The organism is Halorubrum halodurans (assembly GCF_002252985.1).
Classification (GTDB): domain Archaea; phylum Halobacteriota; class Halobacteria; order Halobacteriales; family Haloferacaceae; genus Halorubrum; species Halorubrum halodurans.
Genome location: NZ_NHPJ01000072.1, coordinates 1 through 14279 on the forward strand (window position 1 = coordinate 1; position 14279 = coordinate 14279).

Here is a 14279-nt window from a genome sequence, read left to right on the forward strand (position 1 = left end):
GGTTTACCGGTCAGCCGGGGGTATGGTTACATGCAGTATGATGGCGAAGGTCAAGCAGATGTTGACGGGCGAGGACGCCGTGTCTCCGGTCATCGGGGTGATCCTGATGGTTGCAGTGACCGTGGTTCTCGCCGCGGTTATCGCCGGGTTCGTGTTCGGGCTCGGAGATAATCTGAGTCAGAGCGCGCCGAACGCACAGATCAACTTCGACTACAATGCCAACGATGGGTCGCTTGCCGTCACGCATGACGGTGGTGACGCGATCACTGCTGACAACACGGCTGAATTGAATTGGGCCGGTCCAGCAAGCGGGAACGTCGCGTTCGCTGCCAGTGAGTCGTACATCGACTCGAACGGTGCCGTATCCGGCACGATTCAAGCCGGTGATCAGATCGGTAGCGATGATGGCGGGTTCCCGAGTGATGGTGAAGTCGATCTCGTCTGGGTTAGTGGTGAAGGCGGTACGTCCGCTACGCTCGGTGAGTTCGCCGGGCCAGACGCATAACGCGTTTCACTACTCCAGTCGCGGTTATTTTTTCGACGTGGGCACTGGTCGGGTAGTTGCTTCACAGTAAGTACGGTGTGAACTGGGTAAGTGTGGTGCGTGCCGGGCAGGGGGTGTCCGGGGGTTTACCGGTCAGCCGGGGTTATGTTTACATGCAGTATGATAGGAAAATGCAAGTCGATGCTGGCGAGTGAGGACGCCGTGTCCCCGGTCATCGGGGTGATCCTCATGGTCGCTGTGACCGTGGTTCTCGCTGCTGTTATCGCCGGGTTCGTGTTCGGACTCGGTGGTAATCTGAGTGAGAGTCCGCCGAACGCGCAGTTTGAGTACACGGTTGCGCAGGCGCAGGATCCGGCGACCGGGAACGACGTAACACTCGTGCAGATCTGGCACGACGGTGGTGAATCGGTTGACGGGCAGTTAGACGTGACGTTCAGTCAGGCTCCGGAAGGTGAGATGAACGGGAGTGCGTACGGGTTCGAGGATACGGCCCCGTCAGAGATGAGGATCACCGGGTTTGACCCGGGTGGTGTCGATCCGAACGCGAGCCCGGGTAGTGTCACTGGTCTGCAGATCAGTGTCGATGAGCCGCGGCAGGCTGGTGATAACCTGTTGACGATGGCGTACGATGGGTCGCAGGATGTCAGCGGGACGGAGCTCCGTGTGACGTGGGTGAGTGATGACGGGAGTACCTCTGCAACGCTCGACGAGCACACGGTCGAGTAATCACGGTACACGGACTACGGCGGAGCGGTCGGCTGGACGGTGAGTCCCGTCGAAGTGTTTTTTCTGCCGAGGCATACTGTGCTGTGCTGTGGTGTGGTGTGGTGTGGTGTAGTGTTCGCAGTGGGTGTGAGTACCGGTGGTTGTTCGGTGGTTCCGGTGGTTCGTGTCCGTGAATGAAGGTACGGCACGTGTTACAGTGCTCTCGCATCGAGTGTTGCTGCGAAGGAATGAATCCCGGTATTGGAGAGAACAACGTCTTCGTGGAACGCGATCACGTCGGTCGATGCTGGTCGCGGGGTGTGCCCGGTGTCGGCGTAGATACCGAACACGGCCGGGATGTCCTGCTTTCGGTACATGTCCCGGCACCGTGGGAACCGGTCGTGTGACGGGTCGCCGGTCCCGTACACGTTCCGGGCGATTGCTTGCCGGTCGCCGTGTTCATCGTCCGTCCATAGTGACGGGTCGGGGAGCGTGTCGATGTCATCGTCACCGCCGAGGTAGTAGTACTGCGGTGTTGTGCGGAACGCTTCGAGGTTGAACGGGTTCCCGGTAAGGTCGCGTATGGCAGCCGTCCCGATCGGGTACGGGACCGGGTCATCATACCACGGTACGGAGTCCGTTGGGAGTGTCACCATACCGTTCACACCGCCAGCTGTGACGCCGGCGACGTGCGTCGGGTGCAGGACAGTGAATTTGTTGACGAAATGCCCTGAAGATGAGAACCCGTTCAACAGTAATTCCGGCGGTGTCGGGGTCGTGGTGTTGAATTCCGCTGCGAGTAGTGTCTGTGCGTGTTCGGTCATGCGGAGTAACTGCTTGTCAACGCGTTCGAACTTCCCGTCGATTTGCAGCGATCGTGCGTTTAACTGTTGGATGAACCGGTCAGTGTTGGTTTCCGCGGTGACGCGAGGGAATACCGGGACGAGGAACGGGGCTGTGATTCTGTCCGCGAGTTGCCGGGAGATACTGTGTTTGATGATGTTCTCTGCGAGGTCACGGTGCGTGTCGAGGTCGTCTGTCGGGTCCGGTGATGAAATCGGTTCAACGAGCATTACATCCGTGCGACCGGTTGCAGCGCGGTTGTCCGGGTACGCGTCGGGGGTGTACAGGTAGTACGGCCAGTTGAATCCGTGTTCCGACTGTTTGTTCACGGTAACGGTACCGCCTGGCGTTGGTCGCGGTGCGTGTGTTTTACTTCCGGGATCGGTTGCTATGCACCCGGCGGTTCCGATGGTTACGCCGGTCACGGCACCGGTGAGGAGTCCTCGTATCACGTCACGTCGTGTGCGTTGCATTGCTTGTCACCAGTTACGATCGTGGATTGTTGTTGCTGCCCGGGTCGTCAGTATCAGGGCCTGTGTCAGTATCAGTGTCAGGGGCTGTGTCATCGACACGGTCCGTATCACTGGGTGTGTCCGTGGCCGGCGCGTCACTGTCATCGTCTCGGTACTTGTAGTACGCCGCACCGCCAGTCACACCGGCACCGGCACCGGCACCGATCACCCACCACGGGAACCCGTCATCGTCATCGGGATCGGTATCGGCATCGGCATTGTTGCCAGGGACGATTTCTGTTTTCCAGTCCCCGGGTTGTTCCGTGGTGGGGTCTTCGTCAGTTCCCTGCCCGGGGTCTTCTCCCGGTGTTTGTTCCGGTGTTTGCTCCGGGGTGCCGGGCGGTGTTTGCTCCGGTGTTTCAGTACCGTACGTGTTTTCGATGTAGTCGATGAACGCTGCGTTGAACTCACCGCGTGTCACACCGAGAAGTTCCTCGATGGAGTTATCGAACGTGTCACCGTGCAGGTACACGTCTAACGTCGGTTCGTAGTCCCATTCTTCGACCATGAATTCCACGGCGAGAAGCCCGACAGTGTACGCGTACGGTTCTTGCGCCGCGTTGTTCACAGCGTCCCAGTCGACAGTTCCGGTGCGTGCGATTTCTTCACCGGCCTGCCGTGCATCACCGGTCGCGTACGGTGCCGAGTCGGACTGCACGGTGGACGCGATGTACCGCTCCATGCCGCGGCGGAGCCATCGCGGTGTCACAGCTTCATGGTCGGTGCTGTGGTTGTACCGGACGTAGATTGCGTGGTGTGCCGGGACTCGCCAGTACGCTGAGATCACCGCATCGAGGAACACGTCATCGATCCCGGTCGTCGTGGTAACATGCGGGTGCTCGGACGGTGGGACGGTCTGCATTTCCACGCGTACATCCCCGCTCACACGGTCTTCGGCACCGTGGATTTGCGCACCAGCGCTCGACGGCTTCCGGTCGTACTCGTCGACGGGGATGAGGAAGTACTGGGTTTCGTGGTCTGCCGGTGGTTCGAGGTACTTGTGGACGTGGTTCTGTGCAGCGGTGACGTGTTCAGCTGCGCGTTCGGCGTCGGCTCGGTACTCGTCACCGCGGTACCAGATGTACACGGTGTGTTCGTCCGGGCTGTGTTCAAGGTACGTCCAGTCGCTCGGATCGTCCAGGTCGTCGCGTTCCAGGTCGTCGCCGTCGGTGAACACGTCGTCGTTCTGTGCGCCGTCCGTGGTGAGGATCGGTTCGTCCGGTGGTGTTGCGCCGACGGTGGGTGTGAGGATACTGCCTGTGATCGCTGCACCGGTCGCTGCGAGGACAGCCCTGCGGCTGACTCGACGGTTGCTTCGTCCCGTCATGTGTGATGGTTAGTGGTACTGACCGGTAAACCCCCCGGGGTGGTGTGGTGAAGGGAGTGAGAGCCGGTGCGGTGTGGTGGTTATTTAATGGTTCGAGTGTGAGTTCGTGGTAGTAACGATAATTGGTATTCATGATCCCGGACCAGTTTTCATACGAGTACGTGGATTCGAGTGACTGTGTTGGGGACGGGTACTATACCCGGGTGAATAGTGAGACGGGTGAGGAGAACCCGGTGTTGTGGTCGGATGTGACTGACGAGGATTCGGTGTACGTTCTGAAAATCATTGAAACGGACGAGGATGGGAACAAGTCCTACCAGTACTGGGATTTCGGTGACGGGTGGGAGCACTTTGATGATTTCTTTTACAATGCAGCGCTCGTGCTTTTTGAGAGGTTTGACGGTGGGCAGGTCGCTACGATCACTGGGAATATCGGTCGTATCGATTCGTTGAACCGGTTAGCGACTGAAAACGTTAGAACGCACGTTATCGCTGTACATCCCGCGTAATATGCAGGAGATGGATTTGATAGGTGTGTCTGGAGAACGGTTCGTAACGGGTGATGCAACGCCGGTGATGTTCAGCTCGATCGATATTCTCGATGAACTGTACTGGGTGGTGCGGACGTTCAGTGACAGGCATCGAACGTTCCAGGAGCGCTTGGATGAGAAGGTAGATGCGCACCGTGTACAGTCCGGTGATGCGATGCGAGCGTATCAGGCGCTTGCTATCGCGTACCCGTATTTTGAAGGGTTGCTCGTGGAATTCATCGACCGGGTTGATCTTCGAGCGGGATCGTACGAGGGTGAGGCACCGCTCCGGTTTCGGGAACACGAGTCGAAAATGGTGCAGGGGCATCCGAAGACGACGTTGAACACGTTAGAAGTGAGTCGTGACGTGATAACAGAGTATGAACGTGAGTTCCTTGTAGACACGTTTTACGACGAGGATGATGAGCTCGGTATTAACCGGAATGTCCTTGCGCACAGTATTTTCGAAGCGACGAGAGGGTTTCAAACCATTCAGTGGGAAGAGATTGGTCGCCGGTTGCTTGTTTCGATAGCGTTCCTCGACGAAAAAGTAGCGTGTAGTTATAGTGAGACGTTCGATGCGGCTGATATAGAAGTGTTTGAACGGTGGTTGAACGAACGGGTAGAAGCAGGGTTTGATAGCGTAGTGAACGACCGGGCAACGAGTCACACGGACAGGGGCAGTGACTGAAAGCAGACCGTGACGTGAAGTAAAGTGGAGTGCCGTGTGCGGTGGGGTACGGTGACCGGCAGGGTGCGTGTTACGCGGTCGTGGACAACGCGTCAGCAGTCACGCGATCGTGTTCATCGGGGAACGCGGCTGCGTCCTCGGGGAGTAATGCGACGGCGAGGAACGTCGTGTGTTGAGTGATGTGCGTGATGAGTTCTACGAGACGGTTCGAATCAATCGCTTCGACCGAGTCAAGCAGGATCCACGGAACGATGTCACCGACACCGTGCACGATGTACCCGGCGACGGCGACGATCAGCCCGATTACTTCTCGTTCCGATTCGGATAGGTTTTCGACGCGGTCTTCGTACGCGGCTCCGTCTTCGGACTTTCGGACGATATGCAGATCGAATTCACCGGTCGTTAATGCTGAGGACGTGTCCGGGACTTTCCGTTCGATCCATACTCGTTCAATGTTGTCGTAGGCTAACCGGTCGAGGATCGTTTCCATTTCGTCGTTGAACGAGTCAACTGCAGCGCGTTCCAAATCCGCGATCCGGGTTCGGAGTGATTCGATGTCGTCACGGATGTCGTCGAGATCTGCTTCTAACGCGTTTTTCTCGCTGCGTGCGTCACTGATCGCAGCGAGTTCATCGGTCACGTCATCAAGCTCGGTTTCGAGTTGCCCGCGTCGGTACTCGTACTCGTTTAATTCTTGGTACACGTCGAGGAGATCGGATTCGCGGAGTTCCTCGGTTTCTTCGACCGCGTCTTGCAGTTCGTGGAGTTCCTCACGCGCGGTTTCAAGGTCGGTTTTCGTTTTCTCGATGGAGTCTTCCACTCGGGTTTGTTGTTCCTGTACGGATTCGAGTTCGCGTTGCAGTTCTTCGCGTTCCTGCTGCGTGTCTCGCAGCCCAGCCAGTTCGTTCTTCACGTCCTGGAGTTCTGTTTCGATGCTGTCGAGCTCGGATTGTTTGTCGTCGACGTAGGATTCGAGTTCGGATGTCCGGGACTGGATTGCGTTACGAGGGACGGTCGTGCCGCACGTCCAGCATTCGATTTCTCGGTCAGTGTCCGGTGCGAGTTCTGCTGTTACGTCCCCGTCAGTGTCAGTGATGCCTGGGAGATCAGTTGCGTCATCCAGTGTTGACTGGTTGAAGTTTATGATGCGGGTTAACTCATCGATTGTTGCGGATAATTCGTTTTTCCGACCGCGGAGTTCAGTCACGGTGTCTTCTAACTCTCGAATCCGGTTCTCGTCCGTGACCTCATCCCACGGGATATTCGCATCACCGTCTCCAGTGTTGAATTCGATTTCATCTGCATCCCCCGAATCAGTCACGGTACGGTACAGGTCTACAGCTTGCTCGCGTAAGTCGGCTTCTTCATCTTCCAGTGCATCAAGTTCCGCTTCGAGGACTTCAATCTCGTTCTCTAGGTCACGGACTTCGCTGCGTTTCGCTTCCAGGTCATCAACGAGTTCCTCGGCTTCCGCAGCCATATCCATGTCCGCTTCGTGGTCGGACACAACGGATTCTAACTCGTCGATTTCCTCAGTAACCTCGTCTAACTCGGTTTTGATTGCTTCACGGCGTTCTGTCAACGCGGCCTCGTTCTCGATGCGGGATTCAAGATCGTTAAGGTCGCGTTCCAGGTCGTCGCGTTCCGAGGTTTTCTGTTTGAGCTCCCGTTCGATCTCGCCCGTGTCAACAGGCCGCATTAACACGTCCCGAATATCGTCACCGTGCTGGACGGCTTGCCTGGCATCGTTCGCTTCGAATAACGTGACGAACGTGTCCACGATCTCCGGGTCGTCGATGTACCCGTCGCCGGAGACGGTCACGGTCCCACGATCACTTCGTTCATACGTCCGTGTGATCGACACGACTGCATCATCATCGTCGTCGTCGGTGGTCGTGTCGTGCAGCGATAATTCAACGCGCCCGGTTTCCGCATCGGATTTCAGCACGGGGGCGGTCCCGCCGAGCGCACCGTTCAACGCGGAGAGGAGTGATGTCCGGTTCGTTGCGTTCTCCCCGGTTAGGATCGTTGTGCCAGGGGTGAATGTGACGGTGCAGGCGTCTATCCCGCCGATGTTTTCGACGGTGAGCTCGGCTTCGTACCCGTCGAGGTCGGTCGTGTCGAGGCGTGGTGACACATCCGTTCCGGCGGGTAGGGTTTCAGGACTGCCAGGCATGTCTTTATCACCGGGTCGACGCGGTATAAAATCCAACGGTCCGTACCCGACTGGCGGTGAATTCATTTTGCATTCACGAGGGTCGGGGTGTGGTGGCGGTGCCGGTCGTGCCGGGCGGTGTTGTGCTGTGTTGAGGAGTGGTGTGTCACTGTGCCGGGCAGTCACACCCGTCAGTAATGTACGCCGTGACTGGTTTCGTGACTCCGCAGTCACTGCACGTCACACGAGTTGAGACGGAAACGGACGTGTTTGACGCCGGGATGTCATCGTGTGTTGCTTGCAGTCGTTCGATCGTCCGGCCAACAACACGTTCGCAGCGTGTTTCCGCCCACTCAATCGTGTCCTGCGCGTCTGTCCGTGTTACTGGTTCCGGTGCTTTCCGTGACGTGTCGATGTCTAAGCATTGATTCAAGTGTTTCTTCGCTGTCCGGTACGAGATGAAATCGCTGCGGAGCCCGTCGACATCCACACCGGCTTGGTCGAGGATTGTTTCAGCTCGTGCGCGTTCACTCCGGTCGTCACCGGTCAGTACATCGAGTAATTCGCTCGGGGTGGTCGTCACGGCATCGCCTAGTCGTCTGAAGTCACTGTCATCAATATCGTTGAGGACTGCTCGGATGAAACTCTCGTTGACGATGCGTTCCAAGTCGCGGAGTGATGCGTCGTTGATTGTGTAGGCTTCGACGAGCCGATCGTTCAAGTCACTGCAGTCGTATTTCTGGATTCCGCGGCCGATTTTACAACACGGCGGCGAGTCGCCAGTGTCGGTCCCGTCAGAATCACTGTCAGTATCGGTTGTCATGCGTCACGGGTTATGGTGACTCGCATTAATCAGTTTCTGCTCTCCAATCGACGCGCGGTCGCTGGTCGTGGAAGTGGTGGTGAGGTAGAGTCGTGGTGAGGAGCACGAGTCACCGGGGTGTGGAGATGCCTTATGTAATCGCTGGTCGTGGGTTTCGGTGTAGTGGTTACATAAGGTTCGAGGCGGTTCCGATCGGCGGTCAGGGGTTGGTGAGAGTGGTGGCGTGTGTCGCTGTGTCCTGGTAGGTGTCTCGTGGGTGATGCGACACCCACACCCCAGGTGTCGAATGTAAACCGTTGAGAACACGGGTGTGGTGTTCTAAGCACGGGTTTCTGTACGGTACGGTCGTGTCGAGTGATGAGACGTGTCGCAACACGTACCTTTATTTCTAGGGGAAATTATAAGTAGTGTTGCTGTGAACAACCCCGCGATACGAGTAACGCACAGTGAGAACGGAGAACAACGTTCTCCGCAGCTCACACGCACCGCTTCCGACACCGCCAATCCGCGTGTGATGTATTCCCTAGCGAGAACCGTTGAGACCGTTGCTTCTCCGCGATCCTGTATTCAAAACCACGAGGGAGTATAGCCGATCTCCCGGCGGGTTTCCGGCGTGTTACATTCGACACCTGGGGTGTGTGTCTCCCGGTACTCGGAACTACCCGGTTGCCAGACCGGGCGGATCGTGCTCCGATCACCTCGCAAGGGCCGTGTTTTACGCGTTACACTCGACGGTCGGGGTCACCCTCACGGTTCACGCCGCACGGTGCGTGGTAAGTGTCACTCGTTACACTCGACGGTCGGGGTGCGTGCTCGTGCTCTATTGAACACATCACGGTTTACACTCGACGGTCGGGGTGCCGGGCGGGTCGCGTTACACTCGACGGTCGGGGTGATGCGCTGCAGGCGATACAATCGACACCTCACTCTGCTTTCCGAGGTGAACTCCGACGGTACTCCACGTGAACACCGGGAACACGACCGTGTTACATTCGACGCCTGGGGTCGTTCAACCACGTGTTTTATAACACCTGGACCATGTGTCGATTGTATGGCTGACGACGACACCGGCACCGAAACACAAACGTTGGATGCGTACTGGGCATCCGACAACCCGATCTTTGCACGGAAGGAACTCCTCGATATTGACCACATCCCGGACGAGGAACGCATCATCGGGCGAGACGACGAAATTGAACGCGTCGCATCCAGCATCCACCCGGCTGTCGACGGGAAATCACCGCGGAACACGCTTATCTACGGGAAAACCGGGACTGGGAAATCCCTCGTAGCGAAACACGTCACGCAAAGCGCTACTGAATACGCGCATAACAACGGGACTGAAATGCGGACCGTGTACATCGACTGTACGCAGTCCTCAACAGAAACACGCGTGGTCATCACGATCGCGCGTGATTTGAACGACCCGGACACAACCGGGATCACGATCCCAGTCACGGGCCTGTCTACCGACGAGTACTACCACCGGCTATGGAACATCCTCGATGAATTGTACGACGTGGTCGTGATCATCCTCGACGAGATTGATAAACTGCAAGACAGTGAAATCCTGATGCAGCTGTCCCGTGCCGGGGAAGCCGGGAAAGTTGAGTCGTGTAGTGTCGGGATCATCGCTATCAGTAACAAGATCTCATTCAAAGAATCGCTTGATGAACGGATTCTCAGCAGCCTGCAGGACCGTGAATTCGTGTTCCCGCCGTACGATGCGAATCAACTCCGCAGTATTATGTACAATCGAGAGGACGCGTTCAAAGACGACGTGCTGACCGGTGACGTGATCCCGCTCAGCGCAGCGCTCGCTGCGCAGGAACACGGTGATGCACGGAAAGCACTCGATATTCTACGGAATGCCGGGGAAATCGCGCGCGATCAGCAAATGGAGACCGTCACTGAGGAACACGTGCAGAAAGCCCGGAAACGCGCTGACATCGACCGGTTCAGCCAGTTGTTGGAAGGCCAGCCGACGCAGACGAAAGCCGCAGTGTACGCATTAGCGTTACTGACAGAGCAATCAGATGATGAGGAGTTCTCAACGCGGGAGATTTACGACGTGTACAAGAACATTACCAGTGAGCTTGATATGGACGCGTTATCGCAGCGCCGGATGAGCGACCGGTTGAACGAGCAAGTGTTCCTCGATATTCTCGGTCGAACGGAACGTGTCGGACGTGGGCGAGGGAAAGGCGTCACGCACCAGTACTACCTGTTGGAAGATCCGGACGTGATCAAACCCGTGATTACTGACGATATGCGGTTCTCCGAGTTTTCAGAACCCACAGACACGTAGCCGCGGTGCGTGTCGTTACTGGTCCCCGGGTTTCCCGATGTACTCCGAGTTCAGCGACCCGGATTCATCGTAGAAGTACCGGTACAAGTACGGGCCGTGCCCGGTCCCGTTATTGCACGTGCAGTCAGCTCCGCACTTCACGCGTTCTTTCACGATCGTCCCGGCCCCGTCATCTTCAGTGTCGACGGGGTCAGCGTTATCCGGGAGATCCTCAGGGTCGACCGGTTGCTCGCGGGAGTCGATTAACTCGTCAATATATTCACGGAGTTCGTGTAGCGTGTCCGTGTCTTGTTTCGGGAGTCCGTCCGTGATGTACTTCGGTGCTGACTCCGGCGGCGTCGGGGGGTGAGGCATCGATGGGCACCTTATGTAACCTCACGGTACGCGGACCGGGTTAATTCTTTACATAAGGTATCGTGACACGGGTGGCGGGGTAGTGACCGTGGCGGTGTTACGAATCAGTGACTTCTATCTCTGTCTGTGAGGAGTGGACGAACGTTACTGGGTCCGAGTTACCCGTGATCGTCACCGTCACGGACTGGTTCTCGTGGTCGTACTCCGGGTCCACGTCGAGCCGTGTTTCGAAGTAATCCCCCCATGCTTGGTAGTACTCGGTAGTGATTGTCAGCACGATGCGTTGATCCGCAGCGACCGGGTTCGAGAGCGTATCGTCGCTCCGGGTTTCTGGGAAGATCCGGTCACTGTCACTGGACCGGGTTACATCGATTGTCCCGTCGGTTGAGACGAATCCCGGGTTGTTCCTGATCGTCACGATCGGTATCGTGGTTGTATTCCCGTTCTTGGAGAGTTCCGGGGGTGAGATCATTTCTGCAGTCCCGGGGTCGCCGGGAGTGATTGCCCAGACCCCGCCGGCTTGATACGTGATTGCCCGGTGTTCCGTCTGGTACACGAGCGCATGTAGGTCCTGGTTCAGGGGTCTGTCTACGGTGGTGTAGGTTCCGGTTCCGTTTCTGCGTTCTTGAAGTTCGAGTTGTATCTTCCCGGTGTCTTCGATTGTGAGTTGTTCGCTGCGACCGGTTTCCAGGTCTACGTGTTGGTGTTGTGACCCGGGTTCGGGTGTGAATGCGACGAGTTGTATTTCCGCATCGAGGTGCGTCATTGCGTTCGCTGCTGCTTCGTGGTCAGCTGTGGTTTGCGTGCCTGTGATTACTGTGATTCCTGTGCCGAGGACTGCAACGCTTGACGTAATGACTATGGCAATGAGGAGTACGTACCCGACTGTGGATGTGACTGCTCTCGTATCGCGTGTGAAGCGGTGCTTCGGGTCAGGCATACGTGCCGGTACGGTCTAGTGACCGGTAAACCCGTTTTGCGGTAACACTTGTTTGAGTGGTTGTCCGCGTCCCTGGTTAGTGAACGGAGTGACTCAGGGGTGGTGTTGGTACTGTGTGTGCGTGGTGTCCGGTGGAAAAGTGATAGGGGTGTTCCGCGACAGGGATGAAACGGAACAGTCCCTCACAACACGCATGCAGGTGTCGAACCAGCCGTCACCAGGGGCTTGGTTCGCATTCGTTACTTGGGTCGGTGTTGCATTAAATGTTTGGGATTATACGTATAAAGAAGCCGTTCGCGTGTAGTGGTTTCACTGTTTTCGGAGTCTTTGGAGAGTTTCGAGGGTTCAGAGTGACTGGTGAGATACTCACCAACCTTTAAGTAACTCTCCGAGGTATCAACACGTATGCGAACACGGTCACAACACGCACGGAACGCCGCAATCGCAGTCGTAGAGGTGATGCAGCGATGATGGTCGCTGTCTGTAACCAGAAAGGCGGTGTCGGGAAAACCACGGTCGCTATCAACGTCGCCGGTGCGTTGAACGCCGCCGGTGAAGATGTACTCCTCGTCGACCTGGACCCGCAAGGCCACGCCACCGAAGGCCTCGGATTCGACGAAGCGTACGAGGACTACGAACCGACACTGTACACTGCGTTTACTGAAGATGAATCGCACATCACCGAGATTATCCGTAGTCACAAAGAGATGGATGTCGTTCCGAGCAATCTCGATATGCCGAAGTTGGAAAATGATTTGTTGAATATGCGTGGCCCTGCGTTCAAACTGCAGGGAATCCTCAGTCACGTTGAAGATGACTACGATCACATTATCCTTGACTGTCCACCGAATCTCGGTAAAATCGTTGATAACGCCGTGCTAGCTTCTGGGAACGTACTCATCCCAGCGCAGGCTGAACGGACCTCTCAACGCGCGTTAGACATTATGATAACCGATCTAATTGAACAGCTCGAAAAGGTGTTTGAAAAAGAATTCGAAAATGGTGTTGTTAATGAGGTCGGGTATGTCGCTAACAAGGTCCGGACGAATAATAGTGAGTCCGAGAAGATGATGAAGTGGCTCAACGATACGTTCCCGGTCCCACCGGTATGGATGGTATTGAACCGGGTAGCGGTTCAGCGCGCGTTAGATAATGAAGTATCGATATTCGAGCACGATGAAGACCTTGACGTTGAAGTCGTGTTTGAGGATATTGCCCGTGAAATAATCTCGGGAGATGCATACGCGCCGGATACCAGCATCGCATTCCGGAATGAACGCGGAAGTATTGATCAGTATCTCGATGCGTGTGCCGGAGAGGCTGACGGTCGTGTTGAGACCGACGGTGGTGTGGTGAGTGGTCGTCATTCCTCACACACACAGGAAACGCTTCTCAACACAGGTGATTCCTATGAGTAAGAAAAGCCGTGATGAACGGTTACAAGAACGGTACAATCAATCGCAAGACCAGGGTGAGGAACCCAGTTACAGTTCCGAAGAGGGTTTTGAGTGTGATGTGTGCGGTGCCGAGTTCGATACTGAACGCGGGTTGAAATCGCATACAGGGCAAGTCCACGAGACGATCGACGACGATGAACACGTGCGGTTACAGCTCCGAGTGCCGCGCGGTACACGTGACGAGTTCAACGGCCTCGCACAGTCGAAACTCGAACTCGAAATGAACGAGCGTGGGCACGGGAAGATGTTCGACGAGCTTTCGAAACCGGAGCTGCAGAACGCAGCGATCCAGGTCGTGGTGAATAACATCGACGAGTGGGCGGACGAGATCGAACAACTCCACGAGTAACCCTCGCGGTCAATATGTGACCCACGCACCGCGCTTCACAGTGTATACATTGTTACGCGCGTGCGTGCGTTCAGATCGGCAAGGACGTGTCGTTTACCGGTGCCTGAGGCGTACGTACACGTATGGAGACCGAGAAGACAGGCGAAACCCCGCCTATAGAGGAACACGTCGTGGGTGGCCCGGTCCCTGCAGCGTACCCGGACGAATTCCGCGTGCCGTGTAATGCGGTTCGAATAGCACACGACAGGAACACGAGTACCGAACCCGGTACGGTCAGTCGTGACTACGGGCTCGTGACACGTGACGTGCAAACAGACGCGGACGACCGCGTCGTGATGCGGCTCACCGTCGGTGTTGTGCCGAGTGACTGGTTCGATGAAACGAGGGCCGTATGGGTTGACGGGCACGTGATCCTGTCACCAGCCTGCTTCACTGGGCCTGAGTCACGTGGCACGGGTGCTGGAACGGGCAGGGAGAGGCATACGTGCGAGGTGTGCCGATCAAACGGGTTTACCCGGACTATCACGATGCACACGGACCGTGACCGTGATCGTGACCGGATAGGGAAACGCGAGGATTCTGCTGGTGCTGGTGAGTCGAGTGTTTCGATCTCGGTCGTGTACACTGACCCGGATCCTGTTGTGGACGCTGCAGTGCAGACAAGTGCAGTCCTCGACGACGTTCACAGTATGACGGAGTAAGGGTCCGTGACTGCGCCGTGTTTTGACGTGCGGTGTATCCCTACCGGGGGGGTGATAGTGGCAAAGGTATTTACGGAGA

The 14279-nt window shown here is 56.6% G+C and carries 14 protein-coding genes; 8 read left to right on the plus strand and 6 right to left on the minus strand.

The window, feature by feature from the left end; translation table 11 throughout:
* Nucleotides 1-505: type IV pilin N-terminal domain-containing protein (locus DJ70_RS07045; protein WP_321169295.1), on the plus strand; the 505-nt coding region annotated here is incomplete at its 5' end.
* Nucleotides 506-685: 180 nt separating this feature from the next.
* Nucleotides 686-1231, plus strand: coding sequence for a type IV pilin (locus tag DJ70_RS07050; protein ID WP_179233994.1), 546 nt, complete (start codon nt 686-688; stop codon nt 1229-1231).
* A 191-nt stretch (nt 1232-1422) separates the two neighbouring features.
* On the opposite strand, the gene DJ70_RS07055 is transcribed toward DJ70_RS07050, so the two are convergent.
* Nucleotides 1423-2382 (minus strand): hypothetical protein, encoded by a 960-nt coding sequence (locus tag DJ70_RS07055; RefSeq protein ID WP_094531438.1) that lies wholly within the window; start codon nt 2380-2382, stop codon nt 1423-1425.
* Nucleotides 2383-2539: 157 nt separating this feature from the next.
* Nucleotides 2540-3892 (minus strand): hypothetical protein, encoded by a 1353-nt coding sequence (locus DJ70_RS07060; protein ID WP_094531440.1) that lies wholly within the window; start codon nt 3890-3892, stop codon nt 2540-2542.
* A 131-nt stretch (nt 3893-4023) separates the two neighbouring features.
* On the opposite strand from DJ70_RS07060, the gene DJ70_RS07065 reads away from it, so the two are divergent.
* Together DJ70_RS07065 and DJ70_RS07070 are read left to right on the plus strand one after the other, a co-directional pair.
* Complete coding sequence (locus tag DJ70_RS07065) at nt 4024-4401, plus strand: hypothetical protein (RefSeq protein ID WP_094531441.1); 378 nt, start codon at nt 4024-4026, stop codon at nt 4399-4401.
* Between the two features lies 1 nt (nt 4402).
* The gene (locus tag DJ70_RS07070; RefSeq protein ID WP_094531443.1) at nt 4403-5113 is read left to right on the plus strand and encodes a hypothetical protein; all 711 of its coding nucleotides are present in this window, start codon (nt 4403-4405) and stop codon (nt 5111-5113) included.
* A 70-nt stretch (nt 5114-5183) separates the two neighbouring features.
* On the opposite strand, the gene DJ70_RS07075 is transcribed toward DJ70_RS07070, so the two are convergent.
* Complete coding sequence (locus tag DJ70_RS07075) at nt 5184-7289, minus strand: archaea-specific SMC-related protein (protein ID WP_179233995.1); 2106 nt, start codon at nt 7287-7289, stop codon at nt 5184-5186.
* Nucleotides 7290-7434: 145 nt separating this feature from the next.
* Nucleotides 7435-8091 carry a rod-determining factor RdfA gene (gene rdfA, locus DJ70_RS16720; protein ID WP_143420949.1) on the minus strand — a complete coding sequence of 219 codons (657 nt, stop codon included), beginning with the start codon at nt 8089-8091 and terminating at the stop codon, nt 7435-7437.
* Between the two features lie 1051 nt (nt 8092-9142).
* On the opposite strand from rdfA, the gene DJ70_RS07080 reads away from it, so the two are divergent.
* The gene (locus DJ70_RS07080) at nt 9143-10399 is read left to right on the plus strand and encodes a Cdc6/Cdc18 family protein (RefSeq protein ID WP_094531447.1); all 1257 of its coding nucleotides are present in this window, start codon (nt 9143-9145) and stop codon (nt 10397-10399) included.
* Nucleotides 10400-10414: 15 nt separating this feature from the next.
* Here the strand turns inward: DJ70_RS07080 and DJ70_RS07085 are convergent, their stop codons facing one another.
* A complete protein-coding gene (locus DJ70_RS07085; RefSeq protein ID WP_094531449.1) occupies nt 10415-10753 on the minus strand; it encodes a hypothetical protein in 339 nt (112 codons plus the stop codon).
* A gap of 97 nt (nt 10754-10850) precedes the next feature.
* Nucleotides 10851-11693 carry a DUF7289 family protein gene (locus tag DJ70_RS16725; protein WP_143420950.1) on the minus strand — a complete coding sequence of 281 codons (843 nt, stop codon included), beginning with the start codon at nt 11691-11693 and terminating at the stop codon, nt 10851-10853.
* 467 nt (nt 11694-12160) lie between these two features.
* On the opposite strand from DJ70_RS16725, the gene DJ70_RS07095 reads away from it, so the two are divergent.
* The 3 genes from DJ70_RS07095 (at nt 12161) to DJ70_RS16735 (ending at nt 14200) form a co-directional block, all read left to right on the plus strand.
* Nucleotides 12161-13111 (plus strand): ParA family protein, encoded by a 951-nt coding sequence (locus DJ70_RS07095; RefSeq protein WP_094531453.1) that lies wholly within the window; start codon nt 12161-12163, stop codon nt 13109-13111.
* Nucleotides 13104-13499, plus strand: a complete 396-nt coding sequence (locus tag DJ70_RS16730; RefSeq protein WP_143420951.1) for a hypothetical protein — start codon at nt 13104-13106, stop codon at nt 13497-13499. Before DJ70_RS07095 ends, DJ70_RS16730 begins: the two co-directional genes overlap by 8 nt.
* A gap of 122 nt (nt 13500-13621) precedes the next feature.
* The gene (locus DJ70_RS16735) at nt 13622-14200 is read left to right on the plus strand and encodes a hypothetical protein (RefSeq protein WP_143420952.1); all 579 of its coding nucleotides are present in this window, start codon (nt 13622-13624) and stop codon (nt 14198-14200) included.
* The last annotated feature ends 79 nt before the right edge of the window (nt 14201-14279 follow it).

Bases quoted from the DNA above. Each gene is read 5' to 3' on its own strand.
- DJ70_RS07050 (WP_179233994.1), top strand. From the start codon at position 686: ATGCTGGCGAGTGAGGACGCCGTGTCCCCGGTCATCGGGGTGATCCTC.
- DJ70_RS07060 (WP_094531440.1), bottom strand. From the start codon at position 3,892: ATGACGGGACGAAGCAACCGTCGAGTCAGCCGCAGGGCTGTCCTCGCA.
- DJ70_RS07065 (WP_094531441.1), top strand. From the start codon at position 4,024: ATGATCCCGGACCAGTTTTCATACGAGTACGTGGATTCGAGTGACTGT.
- DJ70_RS07070 (WP_094531443.1), top strand. From the start codon at position 4,403: ATGCAGGAGATGGATTTGATAGGTGTGTCTGGAGAACGGTTCGTAACG.
- DJ70_RS07075 (WP_179233995.1), bottom strand. From the start codon at position 7,289: ATGCCTGGCAGTCCTGAAACCCTACCCGCCGGAACGGATGTGTCACCA.
- rdfA (WP_143420949.1), bottom strand. From the start codon at position 8,091: ATGACAACCGATACTGACAGTGATTCTGACGGGACCGACACTGGCGAC.
- DJ70_RS07080 (WP_094531447.1), top strand. From the start codon at position 9,143: ATGGCTGACGACGACACCGGCACCGAAACACAAACGTTGGATGCGTAC.
- DJ70_RS07085 (WP_094531449.1), bottom strand. From the start codon at position 10,753: ATGCCTCACCCCCCGACGCCGCCGGAGTCAGCACCGAAGTACATCACG.
- DJ70_RS16725 (WP_143420950.1), bottom strand. From the start codon at position 11,693: ATGCCTGACCCGAAGCACCGCTTCACACGCGATACGAGAGCAGTCACA.
- DJ70_RS07095 (WP_094531453.1), top strand. From the start codon at position 12,161: ATGATGGTCGCTGTCTGTAACCAGAAAGGCGGTGTCGGGAAAACCACG.
- DJ70_RS16730 (WP_143420951.1), top strand. From the start codon at position 13,104: ATGAGTAAGAAAAGCCGTGATGAACGGTTACAAGAACGGTACAATCAA.
- DJ70_RS16735 (WP_143420952.1), top strand. From the start codon at position 13,622: ATGGAGACCGAGAAGACAGGCGAAACCCCGCCTATAGAGGAACACGTC.